Annotated in this window: 14 protein-coding genes; 4 read left to right on the plus strand and 10 right to left on the minus strand. The window is 74.7% G+C overall.

Features of this window, described 5'->3' with window-relative positions; genetic code table 11:
• Positions 1-22: 22 nt before the first annotated feature.
• On the plus strand, positions 23-295 hold the full coding sequence (locus ACZ5HG_RS01740; protein ID WP_464180062.1) for a helix-turn-helix transcriptional regulator: 273 nt from the start codon (positions 23-25) through the stop codon (positions 293-295).
• Entirely contained in the window at positions 292-1,527 is a 1,236-nt protein-coding gene (locus ACZ5HG_RS01745) for a type II toxin-antitoxin system HipA family toxin (protein WP_464180064.1), read from the plus strand. Before ACZ5HG_RS01740 ends, ACZ5HG_RS01745 begins: the two co-directional genes overlap by 4 nt.
• Here the strand turns inward: ACZ5HG_RS01745 and ACZ5HG_RS01750 are convergent.
• The 9 genes from ACZ5HG_RS01750 to ACZ5HG_RS01790 all read right to left on the minus strand — a co-directional run bounded on the left by ACZ5HG_RS01750 (position 1,524) and on the right by ACZ5HG_RS01790 (position 12,151).
• On the minus strand, positions 1,524-2,792 hold the full coding sequence (locus ACZ5HG_RS01750) for an MFS transporter (RefSeq protein WP_464180066.1): 1,269 nt from the start codon (positions 2,790-2,792) through the stop codon (positions 1,524-1,526). The genes ACZ5HG_RS01745 and ACZ5HG_RS01750 overlap by 4 nt on opposite strands.
• Positions 2,789-4,567: an allophanate hydrolase gene (gene atzF, locus ACZ5HG_RS01755; protein ID WP_464180068.1), complete on the minus strand. Its 1,779-nt coding sequence runs from the start codon at positions 4,565-4,567 to the stop codon at positions 2,789-2,791. Before atzF ends, ACZ5HG_RS01750 begins: the two co-directional genes overlap by 4 nt.
• Entirely contained in the window at positions 4,564-5,241 is a 678-nt protein-coding gene (locus ACZ5HG_RS01760; RefSeq protein WP_464180070.1) for an urea amidolyase associated protein UAAP2, read from the minus strand. Before ACZ5HG_RS01760 ends, atzF begins: the two co-directional genes overlap by 4 nt.
• Before the next feature lie 2 nt (positions 5,242-5,243).
• On the minus strand, positions 5,244-6,080 hold the full coding sequence (locus tag ACZ5HG_RS01765) for an urea amidolyase associated protein UAAP1 (RefSeq protein WP_464180072.1): 837 nt from the start codon (positions 6,078-6,080) through the stop codon (positions 5,244-5,246).
• Positions 6,081-6,089: 9 nt separating this feature from the next.
• The gene (locus ACZ5HG_RS01770; protein WP_464180074.1) at positions 6,090-6,731 is read right to left on the minus strand and encodes a cysteine hydrolase family protein; all 642 of its coding nucleotides are present in this window, start codon (positions 6,729-6,731) and stop codon (positions 6,090-6,092) included.
• A gap of 61 nt (positions 6,732-6,792) precedes the next feature.
• Positions 6,793-7,791 (minus strand): ABC transporter permease, encoded by a 999-nt coding sequence (locus ACZ5HG_RS01775; RefSeq protein ID WP_464180076.1) that lies wholly within the window; start codon positions 7,789-7,791, stop codon positions 6,793-6,795.
• 46 nt (positions 7,792-7,837) lie between these two features.
• Entirely contained in the window at positions 7,838-8,722 is an 885-nt protein-coding gene (locus tag ACZ5HG_RS01780; protein WP_464180077.1) for an ABC transporter permease, read from the minus strand.
• Entirely contained in the window at positions 8,722-10,455 is a 1,734-nt protein-coding gene (locus ACZ5HG_RS01785) for an ATP-binding cassette domain-containing protein (RefSeq protein ID WP_464180078.1), read from the minus strand. Before ACZ5HG_RS01785 ends, ACZ5HG_RS01780 begins: the two co-directional genes overlap by 1 nt.
• A gap of 94 nt (positions 10,456-10,549) precedes the next feature.
• On the minus strand, positions 10,550-12,151 hold the full coding sequence (locus ACZ5HG_RS01790) for an ABC transporter substrate-binding protein (RefSeq protein ID WP_464180079.1): 1,602 nt from the start codon (positions 12,149-12,151) through the stop codon (positions 10,550-10,552).
• 230 nt (positions 12,152-12,381) lie between these two features.
• Here ACZ5HG_RS01790 and ACZ5HG_RS01795 point away from each other — a divergent pair, with 230 nt between their 5' ends.
• Positions 12,382-13,638, plus strand: coding sequence for a metal-dependent hydrolase family protein (locus tag ACZ5HG_RS01795; RefSeq protein WP_464180080.1), 1,257 nt, complete (start codon positions 12,382-12,384; stop codon positions 13,636-13,638).
• Positions 13,631-14,365, plus strand: a complete 735-nt coding sequence (locus ACZ5HG_RS01800; protein ID WP_464180081.1) for a TetR/AcrR family transcriptional regulator — start codon at positions 13,631-13,633, stop codon at positions 14,363-14,365. Before ACZ5HG_RS01795 ends, ACZ5HG_RS01800 begins: the two co-directional genes overlap by 8 nt.
• Positions 14,366-14,369: 4 nt before the next feature.
• Here ACZ5HG_RS01800 and ACZ5HG_RS01805 read toward each other — a convergent pair whose 3' ends face one another.
• Complete coding sequence (locus tag ACZ5HG_RS01805; RefSeq protein WP_464180082.1) at positions 14,370-15,593, minus strand: Fic family protein; 1,224 nt, start codon at positions 15,591-15,593, stop codon at positions 14,370-14,372.
• Positions 15,594-15,631 lie beyond the last annotated feature (38 nt).

A 15,631-nucleotide genomic window follows, 5' to 3' on the forward strand; every position in this document is an offset into this window, starting at 1 on the left:
ATGAATCATGCATGATTCATCCATGAGCGACGTGTCGAATGAATCACCTGTGATTCAGCGCTACTACCGCGCGCGCAGCCTGGACGGGCTGGCCAGCGCGATCGCCGGGGCGCGGGGCTCCCACCACCTCACCCAGGAGGAGCTCGGGCGCGCGATCGGCGCGTCCCGTCCGACGATCTCCCGGATGGAACGCGGGCTCTCGACGAGTGTCGACACCGTGCTCGACGCGCTGGCGGCCTGCGGCTACGAGCTCGTCGCGGTTCCGCGGGGTGCGAAGGTCTCGGTGTCGTCGTGACCTCCGTGCTGCATCTCTGGCTCCGCGGCGAGCACCTCGGCGAGGTCGAACGGCTCCGGAACGGACGGCTGCGCCTGCGCTACGACCCGGCAGCGCTGGACGCCTACGGCATCGGCGCGCGACCGCTGTCGCTCGCGCTCCCGTTGACGGAGCGCCGCGTGCAGGGCGACGTGCTGGAACGGTTCCTGGACAACCTGCTGCCCGAGGGGCCGGCGCGCGGCGCGCTCGAGCGGGAGCACCACATCCGGCCGGGCGACGCGTTCGCACTGCTGTCCCAGATCGGCCAGGAGTGCGCCGGGGCGGTCCAGCTCACCGCAGCGGAGACGCCACCGGGACCGGGCACGCTGGTGGGCCTCTCGGCGACCGAGGTCGACGAGATCGTCTCCGCCCTGCCGACGCTCGACCCGCCGCACGGGCAGGTGGTGAGCGCCTCGCTGGGAGGCGTGCAGTCGAAGGTGCTGCTGGCGCGCACCGCGAACGGGTGGGCGTGGCCGGCGGACGGGGCGATGTCCACGCACCTCGTCAAGCCGGAGCCGGTCACCGACGCGGGTCCGGCCGACCTGGTCCGGTGGGAGGAGTGGGCGCTGAGGCTGGCGCGCCAGGCCGGGCTCCCCTCGGCGCGAGCCGAGCTCGTCGACTTCGACGGCAGGCTCGCACTCGTCGTCGAGCGGTTCGACCGTCATGACGGCCGACGTGTCCACCAGGAGGACTTCGCGCAGGCGCTGGGGGTGGCCGCGCGAGACAAGTACGAGTCGAGCGCGTCCGACACGCGGCTGCGCCGGATCGCGCACGAAGCCGGTGCGGAGGCCCGCGATCCCGCGGGCCTGGTGGCCGACCTGCTCGCACAGGTCACGTTCAACCTGATCGTGGGGAACGGGGACGCGCATTCGAAGAACTACTCGCTCACGATCGACGAGCAGGCGACGTTCACGATGTCCCCGCTCTACGACGTCGCACCCGTCTACCTGCTGGACCCGAGGTTCCAGGCCTTCGGGCACACGCTCGACGGGCAGTCCCGGCTGCGGTACCTGTCCGGTCAGCACCTGCTGCGGGAGGCGTCCGGCTGGGGTCTGCCCGCCGACCGCGTCGCGCAGACCATCCGCGACGTCGCCGTGCGCGTGAAGGAGGCGCTGCCGACGGTGCAGTCCGAGGTGATCGACGTCGAGCCGGTCGCCCGCCTGGTGGCGCAGCGCGCGGACGCGGCGATCGGGTCGGTGGACGAGGCCGGCTAGATCTCCGCCACCTCGCGCCGCCGCCCGAGCAGCGCGACCAGCACCACCGCCACCAGCATCACGCCCGCGGCAGCGACGCCGAGCCACCCGTACCCCGGCCCGGCGAGCACCCATCCGCCGGCGAGCGCGCCGAGGCCGGTGCCGAGCGAGATCACCGAGGAGTTGAGGGCGACGACGAGCTGGCCGTGCCGGCCGGACAGGGTGAGCAGCAGGTTCTGCAGCGGCGAGTTCATGGCCCAGGCGGCGAAGCCCCAGAGCGCGAACACGGCGAGCGCCGTGCCGGGGGTGGCGGTGGCGGGGGTGAGCAGGAGCAGCGCCAGGGTGGAGGTGCCGAGCGCGAGGACGATGCTGCGGGCGGCGCCGAAGCGGTCGGCGACGCGGCCCCCGACGACGTTGCCGACCACTCCGGCGACGCCGTAGGCGAGCAGGACGGCGCTGAGCAGGGTGCCGGTGAGGCCGGCCAGCGAGGTCAGCATCGGTGAGGAGTAGGTCTGCACCATGAGCGCGGCGGTGGTCTCGAGCATGGAGACGACCAGGGTGATCACGACCAGGACGGGGACGGCGGCGCGTGCGGTGCGGGCGCCCGGGTCGCGGGCCGGTTCCGGGGCGGACGCGACCGGCCCGGGGGAGCGGACCAGCACGAGCACGCTGACCAGCGCGACGGCGGCCAGCACGGCCACCAGGGCGTAGACCCCGCGGTAGCCGAGCACGGGGCCGAGCAGGTTGCCCGCCGGGGCGCCGAGCACGGTGGCGGTGGTGAGCCCGCCGAACACGGTGGCGACGGCGCGACCGCGACCGCCGGGGGGTGCCAGCCTCGCGGCGAGGACGGTGGCGGTGGGGGTGAAGCCACCGGCGGCGACCGCGGACAGCCCGCGCAGCACGGCGACCGAGGTGTACGTGGTGGCGAGGGCGGTGGCGGCGGCGGTGAGCGCGAACAGGCCGAGCGCCAGGCACATGAGCACGCGGCGCGGGACCCGGCGCACGAGCAGGGTGAGCAGCGGGGTGCTGATCGCGTAGGTGAAGCCGTAGACGCTGACCAGGGTGCCGACCTGGGTGACCGGCACGTCGAGGTCGGCGGAGACGCTGGGCACCAGGCCGGCCATCACGTAGGAGCCGAAGCCGATCGCGAAGGTGCCGGTGGCGAGCGGCCACAGGCGGGGGCGGGCGACCGGAGCGCCGGGGGTCGGGGCGGTGGCCTCCGACGACCCGGCGACCGCGACCCCCGCCGCGCCGCTGGTCCTCGCGTCGCCGGGCGCCGCGCTCACGCGGTCACCGCGCGGCCGCGCCCCGAGCCCGCGCGGTCGCGCCACGAGCCCGAGACGATCGGCGCCAGGTCGCGCACGGCGGCGTCCTCGGCCAGGTAGCCGAGCACGGTGCGCCCGTCGGCGAGGTCGACCCAGCCCAGTCCCAGCGGGGGACGGCTCTCGGCGAGCAGGTCGGCCAGCGCGGGCCGGGGCAGCCGCCACAGCTCCCCGGTGACCTGCGTCGAGGCGCCGGCGGCGCGGACCATCCCGGGGCGGTCCAGCGGGTCGCCCAGCGCCGAGAGCGTGTAGCCGGGCGCGGTGCGGACCTCGCCGAGCGGCAGGGCGCCGTGCCGGCGGAGGCGGTCGTGCAGCGGCAGTCCGGACAGGTGCGCGCCGACCACGAGCAGGTCCACGGCGCGCTCGGCGTCCGCGGCCAGCGCGGTGGCGGCCTCGGCGCCCGCGCGGGCGGGGGTCGGCGCAGGCACGCCGTCCAGCGCCGACCACGCCCCCGGCCCCGCCACGGCGAGCACCCGCCCCGCGACGTCCAGCGCCGCCGCGTCGGCGAACCCGCGGGTCAGCACGGTCACGCCGACGCGCTCACCGGGCACCCCGGAGTCGACGGGCACCGCGACGGCGGCGTAGCCGAACAGGTTGCAGAAGTTGGTGAACGTCCCCAGCCGCGAGTTCACGGCCACCGGCGCGGCGGCGACCTCGGCGAGCGTGGGGTGGTGGGTGGTGGTCGGCAGCAGCAGCGCGTCGGCGTCGCCCAGGGCGGCCTCGGCGGCGGCGCGGTGCTCGGCCAGGGTGACCAGGTCGGCGGCGTAGCGGTGCGCGGGCAGGTCGCGGGCGGCGGTGATGATCCCGGCGACGACGGGGTCCAGGCCGGCGGGCGCGGACTCGACCAGGGCGCCGACGGCGGCGTAGCGCTCGGCCACGAAGGCGCCGTCGTAGAGCAGGCGCGCGGCGTCGAGGAACGGGGTCAGGTCGATCGTCCGGATCGTCCACCCGGCGGCGACCAGCCCGGCGACCTGCCGGTCGAAGGTCTCCCGCCACAGCGGGTCGAGCGCGGCGAGGTCCGCGGCGCGGGGCACGGCGAGCACGGGGTGCTCGACGGCGGCCAGCGGCGCGGTGGCGGGCACCGGGCGGGCCAGGGCGTCCACCCCGTCGGGGCCGGACATCAGCGCGACGGCGCGGGCGGCCAGCGGCAGGTCGCGGGCGAAGACGCTGACGCAGTCCAGCGAGCGGCAGGCGGGCAGCACGCCGGTGGTGGGGATCAGGCCGGGGGTGGGCTTCACGCCGACGATCCCGTTCAGCGCCGCCGGCACGCGGCCGGACCCGGCCGTGTCGGTGCCGAGGGCGAGGTCCACGATCCCGAGCGCCACGGCCACCGCGGAGCCGGAGGAGGAGCCGCCGGAGATCCGGTCGAGGTGGTCGGCGGAGCGCACCGGCCCGGAGGGGCTGCGGGTGCCGACCAGGCCGGTGGCGAACTGGTCGAGGTTGGTCTTGCCGAGCACGACGGCGCCGGCGGCGCGCAGCCGGGCGACCGCGGTGGCGTCGTCGGCCGGGGTCCACGCGGCGCCGGGGCAGCCCGCGGTGGTGGGCAGGCCGGCGACGTCGATGTTGTCCTTGACCGCGACCAGGCGGCCGAGCAGCGGCAGGTCCTCGCCCGCCGCCGCCCGGTCCGCCTGCACGCGCACGTCGGCCTCGACATCGGCCCGTGGCCGCAGGTGGATCCACACCTCCGGCCGGTCGACCTGCGCGATGCGGGCGTAGGCGCGCTCGACGGCAGTGCTCACGCCGGCTCCGTCACGATCATCCGCACCGGCGTCGGGTCGAAGCCGTTGCACGGGTTGTTGATCTGCGGGCAGTTCGACACCAGCACCAGCACGTCACGCTCGGCGCGCAGGGTCAGCGTCAGACCGGGGGAGGAGATGCCGTCCACGATCCCGAGCGCGCCGTCCGCCTCCACCGGCACGTTCATGTACCAGTTGATGTTGCTGACCAGGTCGCGCTTGCCCAGGCCCCAGCGGGCGCCCTCGGCGAGGAAGTTCTCCACGCAGGCGTGCTGGTGCACGGTGTGGTGGCCGTAGCGCAGCGAGTTGGACTCCTTGGAGCACGCCCCGCCGATGGTGTCGTGCCGGCCGACCTCGTCGTGCACCAGGGTCATCAGGGCGTCGCCGGTGCCGGCGCGCAGCACGGAGCCGGTCACCAGGTAGACGTTGCGCTGAGCCGCGATCGTGTCGGCGGCCGAGTAGCGGATCGCGGTGTCGTGGGCGTCGTAGACCAGGCAGTCGACGGCCTGGTTGCCCTCGAGGTCCACGATCGTCAGCTCCTGGCCGGCGCGGACCACCGCGGACCACGGCGAGCGGCGCGGCACCACCTGGTCCAGCACGACGGCGGCACCGGCGAGCCGGGCGGGCAGGGCGTCCGCCGAGGGGGCGGGGGAGGTCGGGGGCAGCGTCTCGGTCATGGTCACAGTCCCCTCGCGCGGGCGTAGTCGATGGTGTTGGCGAAGGCCCGGGCGGCCTCGGGGCCGACGGTCGCCTCCGGGGCGTCGAGGTCGGTGGGGGCGCCGCGCCAGGCGCGGACCTGCACCGGCGTGCTCACGTACTCGGCGCGGGGGTCCACGGGGTGCGGCACGTTGGCGAGCAGCACGACGCAGGGCAGCTCCAGCCGCAGCCGGACCCGCGCCCCCGCACCGGCGGACCCGGTGAACTCGGTCGTCCCGTCCTCGGCGATCCGCACGCCCTGGAAGAAGGACACGCTCGGCGGCACGTCACGCGGCTCCAGGCCGTTCTTCAGCGCCGCGAGCACCAGCAGCTCGCGCCCGGCGGGGGTGCCGCCCTGCGGGGAGCCGTCGCCGTAGCGGGCCTCGTTGGCGGCCTTGGAGGAGGTGCCGCAGAAGGTGTCGTGTCGGCCGGAGGTGTCCTCGACGATCGTGGCGAGCACCCGGCCCCGGTCGGACAGCAGCATGGCGCCCGCTCCGAGGTAGGCCTGCCACTGGATCTTCACGGTGTCGGCCACGTTCAGCCGCTCGTCCACCTGCGCGGCGTTGGTCAGCACCAGGTGCGCGCAGGCGTCGCCGGCGAGGTCGGTCAGCTCGATCACCGCGCCGCGCTCGAGCACGACGGTGGTGTAGTTGCCGCCCGCGACGGTCTCGGCGTGCAGCCGGTCGGCGGGGGCGACGTCGGCGGGCCAGCCCTCGGCCCCGGCGGCGGGCACCGTGGGCATGGTGTCGACCACGGTGCCGCCCTGAGCCCGTGCGTGGTCACGCGCCCCCAGCGGGGAGGCGGTGGAGATGCTGCTCATCGGTCCTCCTCAGATCGCCTGGGCGGCGGCCAGCTCGGCGCGCGCCACCTCGGGGTTGGCGGGGGCGTCGGCCAGCCAGGCCTGCACCTCGTCCGCGGTGACCAGCGCGTCGCGCTGGAGGTAGTCGATCGCCCGCAGCGCCGCGTCGTGCGCCTCCTGCGTGGAACCGCCGACCGCGTCGGTGACGACCCGCACCCGGTAGTCGTGCTGGTGCGCGTCCACGGCGGTGTAGTGGATGCAGACGTCGGTGAGGCCGCCGATCAGGATCACCGTCTCGGCCTTGTACGCCTTGAGCACGATCTCCAGCTCGGTGCCGAAGAACGCCGAGTAGCGGCGCTTGCGGATCAGGAACTCCTCGGGGCGCGGCTCCAGGCCCTGCGCGAGCTCGGTCTCCGGCCAGCCCTCCAGGCAGTGCGGCCCCTCGGCGCCGTCCAGCTCGCGGCCGATGTCGATCATCGAGGGCTTGTGCACCTCCTGGATCCACACCACCGGCACGCCCTGCTCCCGGAACTTGGCGATCAGCGCGCGCACCCGCGGGGCCCGCTCGGTGCGGCCGGGCATGTAGGGGATCTCGGTGCGGGACTCGGCGCGCTCGACGTCGCCGCCCTGGATGTCGACGACGATGAGCACGGCGTTGCCGGTGACGTTCATGGGGAGTTCCTTCCGGGTGGTGCACAGGTAGCGCACAGGTGGTGCTGGTGGAGCCGGGATCTCAGGACAGGGCGATCCGGCGGTCGGCGGCGGCCTGGAGGCAGTCGACGACGGTGTTGAGCAGGACGTAGACGACGCCGAGCAGCAGGGCGACGCCCGCGATGGCGGGGAAGTCGGAGGCGGCGACGGACTTGTCCAGGTAGGAGCCGACGCCAGGCCAGTCGAAGATCTTCTCGACCACCACCAGGCCGGCGAGCAGCATCCCGGCCTGGATGCCGACCATCGACAGCGTCGGGCCGAGGGAGTTGCGCACGGCGTGCCGCACGAGGATCTGCCGCTCGCTCATGCCGGCGGCGCGGGCGGTGCGGGCGTGGTCGGCGCTCATGTTGGCCTTGAGCCCGTCCACCAGCACCCGGCCGATCGCCACCGCGGGGGAGATCGCCGCGCAGATCGCCGGCAGCGCCAGGTGGGTGAGTGCGTCGCCCGCCACGTCGAACCGTCCGGCGAGCAGCCCGTCCAGCACCAGGAACCCGGTGGGCCCGGCGGGGGCGTCCCGCAGCCCGGTGCGTCCGCCGGAGGGCAGCCAGCCGAGGTTGCCGTAGAAGATCAGCAGCGTGACCATCCCGAGCAGGAAGGTCGGAGCGGCCGCGCCGCTGAGCAGCACCACGCGGACGACGCCCGCCCCGCGCCAGTGGATCGTGGTCAGGTAGGCGAAGGCGACGCCCAGCACCAGCGCGATGCCGAGCACCCAGGCGGCGAGCTCCAGGCTGGCCGGCAGCACCTGCGCGAGGTTGTCGGCCACGGGGGTCCGGCTGCGCAGCGAGTTCTGCAGGTCGCCGTGCAGCAGCCCGTTCAGGTAGGTGAGGTAGCGCTGCACCAGCGGCTCGTCCAGGCCGAGGCGCTCGCGGGCGGCGGCCACCGCGTCGGCGGAGGCGTTCGCGCCGACGTAGGCCTTGGCCGGGTCGACCCCGCTGACCTCTTGCAGGCCGAACAGCGCCATGGTGAGCGCGAGCAGCACGCCGAGGGTGGCGGCGATCCGCTTGACCAGGAACATCACCATGCGCGGGCCTCCGGTCGGACGAGGGTGGGGTCGGGGCGGCGGGTCATCAGCGGCCGCGCATCAGGTCGCGGACGCCGTCGCCGGCGAGGTTGGCGGCCAGGGCGATCACCAGCACCGCCAGGCCCGGGAAGATCGGCACCCACCACGCCTGGAGCAGGTAGGCCATGCCCTGCGCGGCCATCGCACCGAGCTCGGGGGCGGGCGCCGGCGAGGACAGGCCGATGAACGACAGGCCGGACAGCGCGACCACCAGGCCGCCGACGTCCAGGCTGGCCGCGACCACGATCGTGGAGCGCACCCCGGGCAGCAGGTGACGGGTGACCCGGCGTCCCCACGGGGTGCCCGCCAGGCGGGCGGCCTCCAGGTGCGGGCGGGCGGCCCACGCGCGGACCTCGCCGCGCACCAGCCGCGCGTACAGCGGCCACCAGACCACCGCGACGCCGATCAGCGCCGAGGTGAAGGACGCGCCGAGCGCCGCGGCGACCGCCATCGCGATCACCAGGCCGGGCAGGGCGAGGAACAGGTCGGTGGTGCGCATCAGCAGCGCGTCCACCCAGCCGGGCAGCGCACCGGCCAGCAGGCCGACCAGCCCGCCGATCAGCACCCCGGAGGCGATCACCACGGCGGCGGCGACCAGGCTGGACCGCATGCCGTAGAGCAGCCGGCTCAGGATGTCGTAGCCGAGGGCGTCCGTGCCGAGCAGGTGGTCCGGGCTCAGCGGCGGCAGGAACGCGTCGCCGCTGCGCAGGATCGGGGAGTGCGGCGCCAGCACCGGGGCGGCCAGCGCGGCCAGCACGATCAGCACCAGCACGCCGATCGCCACCAGGTCGACGCCGAGGGCGCGGTGCCGGACGGCGGTGACGCGCGCCCAGCGGCGGGCCGCGCGGCCGGTGCCGGTGTCGGCGGGGGCGGTGAGGGTCGCGGCGCTCATCACAGGGCTCCCGTCGTGGCGGTGCGGCGGTGCTGCGGCCCGGGGATCGCGCCGAGCAGGGTGCGGGTGTACTCGTGCTGCGGGCGCTCGCAGATCTGGTCGGTGGGCCCGACCTCGACGATCCGGCCCTCGCGCATCACCGCGATCCGGTCGGCGACGATCCGCGCGGCGGCCAGGTCGTGCGTGACGAACAGCACCGACATGCCGAGCTCGCGGCGGAGCCGACCGATCAGGTTGAGAACGGTGGCGGCCAGGGACACGTCCAGGGCGCTGGTCGGCTCGTCGCAGAGCAGCACCGTCGGCGGCACGATCACGGCGCGGGACAGCGCCACCCGCTGCCGCTGCCCGCCGGACAGCTGGTCGCCACGGGCCCGCGCGGTCTCCGGCGGCAGGCCCACGGTGCGCAGGGCGTCGAGCACGCGCTCGCGGCGCTCGGCGCGGGACATGCCGGTCACGTGGGCGCGCAGCCGCTCGTCCAGCATCGACCCGACCCGCAGCCACGGGGTGAGCGAGGCGCCGGCGTCCTGGAACACCATCTGCGGGCTCGCGCCCTCGGCGACGGACACCTCGCCGGAGGTGGTCGTCTCCAGCCCGGCCACCACGCGCAGCAGGGTCGACTTGCCGCAGCCGCTCTCGCCGACCAGGGCCACGGCCTCGCCGGCGCGCACCGCCAGGTCGACGCCGCGCAGCGCGGGCAGCTCGCGACGCTTCCACGGCGGACCGGAGCGGAACACCCGGTGCACGTCGCGCACGGTCACCGCGGCGCCGTCGCGCAGCACCACCGGCGGCCACACCTCGGGCAGGTCGGGGGTGGGGGCGCCGGGTGCGAGGTCGAGCACCCCGTCGGCACCGACGGCCACGTCGTCCGGCGCGGCGGTCGCGGGCGCGGTCGTGGGGGCCGCGGCCGGGGCGGCCGTCACCGGCATCGCCGCGAGCGGGCGGTCGCGCGGGGTGCTCAGGTCGATCCGCGAGCGCAGCAGGTTCTTCGTGTAGGGGTGGGTCGGGTTGCCGAACACCTCGTCCACGTCGGCGGACTCCACGATCTGCCCGTGCTGCATCACCGCGATCCGGTCGCAGACCTGCGCGGCCACGCCGAGGTCGTGGGTGACGAAGACGATCGAGCAGCCGATGTCCTCGCGCAGCGTGAGCAGCAGGTCGAGGATCTGCGCCTGCACGGTCACGTCGAGGGCGGTGGTGGGCTCGTCGGCCAGGATCAGCGAGGGGCGGCGGGCCACCGCGAGCGCGATCATCACGCGCTGGCGCAGGCCGCCGGACAGCTGGTGCGGGTAGGCCTTGAGCCGGTCGGCGGCGCGGGGGATGCCCACGTCCTCCAGCAGGGACAGCGCGTGGGCGCGGTCGCGGGTGACCTCGCCGAGCTGGTGGCCGATCGTCATGGTCGGGTCCAGCGAGGTCATCGGGTCCTGGAACACCGCGCCGACGTGCCGGCGGCGGGCGGCCCGGCGCTCGGCGTCCGGGGCGTGCACCATGTCCACCCCGGCCAGGTCGATCGCGCCGGAGACCTGCGGGCGGGCGGAGGCGGGCAGCAGGCCCATCACCGACAGGCCGAGCACGCTCTTGCCCGATCCCGAGCCGCCGACCAGGCCGAGCACCTCGCCCGGCGCGACCGTCAGGTCCACGCCGCGTACCGCGTGGACGGTCTCGCCGTCACGGGTGAGGCGGACGTCGAGGCCGTCGACGCGCAGCACCGGCTCGGTGCTGGGGGTTGCGGTCATGAGGGCTTCCCTCCGGGGTCTGGCTGGGGACGGATCGAGCGGGCCCGGGGCGGGCGGGCGAGGGGTCGACGACCTCCCACCCCGGGCGCCGCGATCAGGAGCGGCCGAGGGCCGCGAAGTGCAGCACGTCGTACTCGAGGACGTTCTGCGCCTCGACGGTGCCGGTGATGTCGGGCGTGGTCAGCAGCGTCGTGTTCAGCGAACCGATCGAGTACCAGTACCGCGTGGCGTTGATCGCGTCGGCGGCCGCCGCGTAGGCGGTGATGTCGGTGGTGGCGCGGGCCGCGTCGAGCAGGTCGGTCAGACCGGGCACCTCGGCGCCGAACAGGTCCAGGCCGCCGGCCGGGGTGTAGATGATGCTGGCCCAGGCGTCCGGGTGGCCGGCGTCGGGGAACACCGAGAACACGGCCAGGTCGGGGCCGTCGGCACCCTCGTCGGCGATGCCGTAGATCGTGCCGGCGGAGTACGCGACCGCCTCGGCGGGGATGCCCGCGGTGCTCAGCCGCGAGCCCAGCTCCTCGGCGACGGCCTTGCCGTCCGCGCTGCTGCCGGCGTAGGCGATCCGGACGGTGCCGGAGGCCGGGGTGCTCAGCGCCGACCAGGCGTCGGCGTCGTAGGTGATGCCCTGGTCGTCGATCCCGGCGTCCACCATGCCCTGCGGGAACAGCTGGTCGGTCGGCACCTCCAGCGAGCCCATCGCCTCGTCGATCACCGACTCCTTGTCGATCCCGGCGAACAGCGCCTCGCGGGCGTCGACGGTCGGCAGCCAGGTCGAGGCGGGGTTCACGTAGATCATCTGCGTGGTGAAGTTGGCGAAGGTGCTGGTGGTGACGTCCTCGCTGTCCGCGAAGGACTCGAAGGAGGTCTTGTTGAGGTTGCCGAGGATCGCGTCGATCTCCCCGCGCTCGAGCTGGAGCTGCGCCGAGGAGGCGTTCTCGGCGACCTGGAGCTCGACCGAGGTGATCTCCGGGGCGTCGCCCCAGTAGCCGTCGTAGGCCTCCAGCGTGTAGCGCTCGCCGGTCTCGACGGAGGTCAGCTCGTAGGGGCCGGTGCCCGCGTCGTGCGTGGTCAGGTAGGTCTGCGCGAAGTCGTCACCGGCCTCGTCGGTCAGCACGGTCGGGCTGATCATCTTCACGCCGAACGGCGAGGCCAGGTAGTCCAGGAAGGCCGAGTTCGGCGCGGCCAGGGTGACGACGGCCGTGAGGTCGTCCGGGGTCTCGACGTTGACGACGTCGCCGACCATGTACGCCGGGCCGGAGTCCACCTGGGTGCGCCGCTCGAAGGAGGCGGCCACCGCCTCGGAGGTGAAGGCCGTGCCGTCGTGGAAGGTCACGCCGTCGCGCAGGGTGAAGGTGTAGGTGAGGCCGTCGTCGGAGACGGTCCACTCCTCGGCGAGCTCCGGCACGATCGTCGGGGTCTCGACACCGTCCTGGTAGGCGACCAGGCCCTCGTAGGTGTTCTCGATGATGTTGAGGCCCGGGCCGTCGTAGTTCACGTCCGGGTCCGGCGGGGTGGTGTAGCCGGTGAGCATCACGGCGGTGAAGACGTCGTCCCCACCGGCGCCGGCGACGGTGCCGGACTGGCCGCACGCCGTGAGGGCGAGCAGACCGGCCACGGCGGCCGCGGCGGCCGCGGAGCGTCGTGCGGTGCGGCGGGTGACGCGGGTGGGGCGGAACCTGGCGGTGCTCGGGCTCATGCTCGGTGCCTCTCGGTCAGGGGTACGTCAGGACGGCGTCGCGGAGCAGGGGGCCGCGACGCCGAGGTGCTGGTGGGGGGAGTGCAGGGCGGTGCGTGCGGGGTGGATCGGCGCACCGTCATTACCTGTCGGTGACCGGAAAAGTAGCCGCAGGGCGTTGCGGATGGGTTGCCCCGTGTTGCCGCCACGTAAAATCTATCTGTGACAGGTAATGCGTTAGCCTGGCTCGCATGACCGACCTGCTGCTGCGCGACGTGCGCCTGATCGACGGCACCGGCGCCGCGCCCGTGCCCGGCACCGACGTGCTCGTGCGGGACGGGCTGATCGCCGATCTCGGCCCCACCGGCACCCTGGTCGACGCCGCCGACCCCGACCCCGCCCGGCTGACCGTGGTCGACGGATCCGGCCGCACGCTGCTGCCCGGGTTCCTCGACTGCCACGTGCACGTCAGCACCCAGCCCGGCGGCGACACCCTGGACACCGTGCTCGCGCCCGAGTCGCTGCTGACTCTGCGCTCCGTGCCGCACCTCGCCGCCACCCTGGACGCCGGGGTCACGACCGTCCGCGACCTCGCCGGGGCCGACTCCGGCTTCCGCGACGCCGTCGAGCAGGGCATGGTCCGCGGCCCCCGGCTCCAGATCGCGATCCGGATCCTGTCCATCACCGGCGGGCACGGCGACTGGCGCACCATCGAGGGCGTCGCGCTCGACACCGGCCCGGGCGCCGGCGCCGTCGCCGACTCGCCCGCCGAGTTCGTCCGGATCACCCGCGAGGTGCTGCGCCAGGGCGCGGACTGGGTCAAGGTCGCCGCCACCGGGGGGATGGGCAGCCCGCGCAGCCACCCCGAGTCCGGCGGCCTGTCCCAGCCCGAGCTGACCGCCGTCGTCGCCGAGGCGGACCGGCACGGTGGGGTCGGCGTCGCCGCGCACGCCCAGGGCGCCGCCGGGATCGCCGCCGCCGTCCGCGCCGGGGTCTGCAGCATCGAGCACGGCTACCTGGTGGACGACGCCACCATCGACCTGATGGGCGAGCGCGGCACCTGGCTCGTGCCGACGCTGTCCACCCTCACCCGCCCGGTCGCCGCGGGCACCGCCCCCTGGGTCGCCGCCAAGCGCCGCGCGCTCAAGGACACCGCCCGCGAGCGCCTGCACGCCGCGATCAGCGCCGGGGTGCCGGTCGCGCTCGGCACCGACGCCGGCATCGCCCCGCACGGCACCAACCTCACCGAGCTCGCCCTGCTGGTCGAGCACGGCCTGAGCCCCGCCGCCGCGATCATCGCCGGCACCTCCGCCGCCGCCACCATGCTCGGGATCGCCGACCAGGTCGGCACCGTCGCCCCAGGGCTGCGCGCCGACCTCGTGCTCACCGACGTCGACCCGCTCACCAGCATCGACGCGCTCGCCGACCCCCGCAGCGTGCGCCTGGTGGTGCAGGATGGGCGGATCGTCAAGGACACCCTCGCGGAGAGGACGCATGGCCGTGGCTGAGCAGGTCGACGTGGAGTCCGCCACCGCCCCGCGCGGACGGGGTCGCCCGCGCTCGGCCCCCCGCAAGAACAGCGCGCTGAGCACCCGCGAGGAGATCCTCGCCGCCGCCGCGCAGCTGTTCGGCTCCCAGGGCTACACCGAGACCACCACCCGCCAGATCGCCGACGCCGTCGGCATCAAGCAGGCCTCGCTGTACTACCACTTCCCCGACAAGAGCCAGATCCTGCGCTCCCTGCTCAAGGGCACCGTCGCCCCCTCCGTCCAGCTCGCGCTCTGGCTGCGCGGCGGCGACGCCGGTGACCTCGACCCCGCCGTCGCCCTCGCCGCGCTGGTCCGCTACGACCTCGACGGCCTGCTCCGCGACCGGTGGAACCTGCACGTCGTCTACCGGCTGCTCGACATCGCCGAGACCGAGTTCGTCGAGACCCGGGAGAGCCAGGTCGCCCTGCGCTCGCACTACCGCGAGCTGTCCGCCGCCGTCCTCGGTCGCCAGGGCGTCGACCCCGCCACCCTCGCCCCCGCCGACCTCGAGCTCGTGTTCGGGCTGGTCGAGGGGATCATCGGTCAGCGGCAGTGGGGCGACGACGGCACCCGCGCCGCCTACGCCGACGCCGTGGTCCGGGGCTGCCTGCGCCTGGTGCACGTGCCGGAGCCGGACATCGCCCCGGCCGTGGCGGCGGGGACGGCGCTCGCGGAGCGGTTCCGCGCGGAGGGCGGGGAGGGCTGAGGCCTCAGGCGCGTCGCAGCGCCTGCACGTACCCGTCGAGCACGTCGATGATCCCGGCGTGCTGCCAGACGCGGTTGCGCCGAGCACCGGTGCGTTCGGTCAGCACGCCGACCTCCGTGAGCTGCGCGAGCGCCCGCTGCGCGGTGTTGTCCGCGAGCCCGAGGTGGTCGGTGAGGAACGCCGCGTTGATCACCGGGTGCGCGACCAGGTGCGGGAGCACGGTGTAAGCGGTGGCGTGCGAGCGCACCCCGGCGTCCCGCAGCACCGTGCGGGCCTGGGTGATCTGCTCGTCCAGGTCGTCCACCAGACCGGCGCCCGAGGACGCGGCGAAACGGGAGGCCTCGGCGAAGCGCTCGATGATCGGCCGCGCGTCCCCCGCGCGGTAGTCGGTCAGCGCCTGGACGTACGCCTCGGTGTCCCGCAGCAGGCCCGCCGACACCGGTGCGGTGGTGCTGGTCAGCACACCCGTGGAGCGGAGCACCGCGTGCACCAGTGCGCGACCGGTACGGCCGTTGCCGTCGGCGAACGGGTGGATCGTCTCGAACTGCGCATGGGCCACGGCCGCCTGCACGAGCACGGGCAGGTCGTCCCGGCGCAGGAAAGCCACCAGATCGGCCATCGCGGCCGGGACGTGCTCGGCCTGCGGGGCCACGAAGGACGCCCCGCGCGGGCTGATCCCGCTGGTGCCCACCCAGACCAGCGAGGTGCGGAGCACACCGGCGTGCTCGTCCCGGCCTGGCTGGGTGGTGAGCAGCTCGCGCTGCATCGCGAGCACCGCGTCGACGTCCAGCCGGTCGGCGAGACGCAGCGCGGCCTCCATCGCTCGCACGTTGCCGACGACCGTGCGGGCGTTCTGCGAGGTCGTCTGGTCGATCTCCGCGAGCGCGAGCTGGCGTGCGCCGACCGTGAGGTTCTCGATCTGCGACGAGGAGGTCGACTCCGTCCGCAGCAGCACCGAGGCCATCGGGCCCAGGGCCGGCGAGTCGGCGCCGAGCGTCGCACGGGCGTAGAGGTCGAACCGGGCGAGCGCTGCGGTCGCCTCCTCGGCGTCGGCGGTGACGTCGGCGGGCAGGTCGAGCACGAGATCGGCGATCGGGGTGGTCAGCGCCGACGCGTACTCCCCGCTCGCTGCGCGGACCCTCGCGCGCGACGACATCCCGTCCGGCTCGGCCTGCCAGACGTGCTGCGCGTACCCGAGGGCGGGCACGGGGACCGGAAGTGACGCCATGGATCGACCTTACTTCCACTTTCGCCGAAAGTGGAAGC

This window comes from Cellulomonas sp. GTC20042 (assembly GCF_055389595.1).

Excerpts from the sequence above, each read along its gene's own strand:
- ACZ5HG_RS01765 (WP_464180072.1), bottom strand. The coding sequence starts at position 6,080 with ATGAGCAGCATCTCCACCGCCTCCCCGCTGGGGGCGCGTGACCACGCA.
- ACZ5HG_RS01770 (WP_464180074.1), bottom strand. The coding sequence starts at position 6,731 with ATGAACGTCACCGGCAACGCCGTGCTCATCGTCGTCGACATCCAGGGC.
- ACZ5HG_RS01805 (WP_464180082.1), bottom strand. The coding sequence starts at position 15,593 with ATGGCGTCACTTCCGGTCCCCGTGCCCGCCCTCGGGTACGCGCAGCAC.
- ACZ5HG_RS01760 (WP_464180070.1), bottom strand. The coding sequence starts at position 5,241 with ATGACCGAGACGCTGCCCCCGACCTCCCCCGCCCCCTCGGCGGACGCC.
- ACZ5HG_RS01780 (WP_464180077.1), bottom strand. The coding sequence starts at position 8,722 with ATGAGCGCCGCGACCCTCACCGCCCCCGCCGACACCGGCACCGGCCGC.
- ACZ5HG_RS01785 (WP_464180078.1), bottom strand. The coding sequence starts at position 10,455 with ATGACCGCAACCCCCAGCACCGAGCCGGTGCTGCGCGTCGACGGCCTC.
- ACZ5HG_RS01740 (WP_464180062.1), top strand. The coding sequence starts at position 23 with ATGAGCGACGTGTCGAATGAATCACCTGTGATTCAGCGCTACTACCGC.
- ACZ5HG_RS01790 (WP_464180079.1), bottom strand. The coding sequence starts at position 12,151 with ATGAGCCCGAGCACCGCCAGGTTCCGCCCCACCCGCGTCACCCGCCGC.
- ACZ5HG_RS01795 (WP_464180080.1), top strand. The coding sequence starts at position 12,382 with ATGACCGACCTGCTGCTGCGCGACGTGCGCCTGATCGACGGCACCGGC.
- ACZ5HG_RS01775 (WP_464180076.1), bottom strand. The coding sequence starts at position 7,791 with ATGGTGATGTTCCTGGTCAAGCGGATCGCCGCCACCCTCGGCGTGCTG.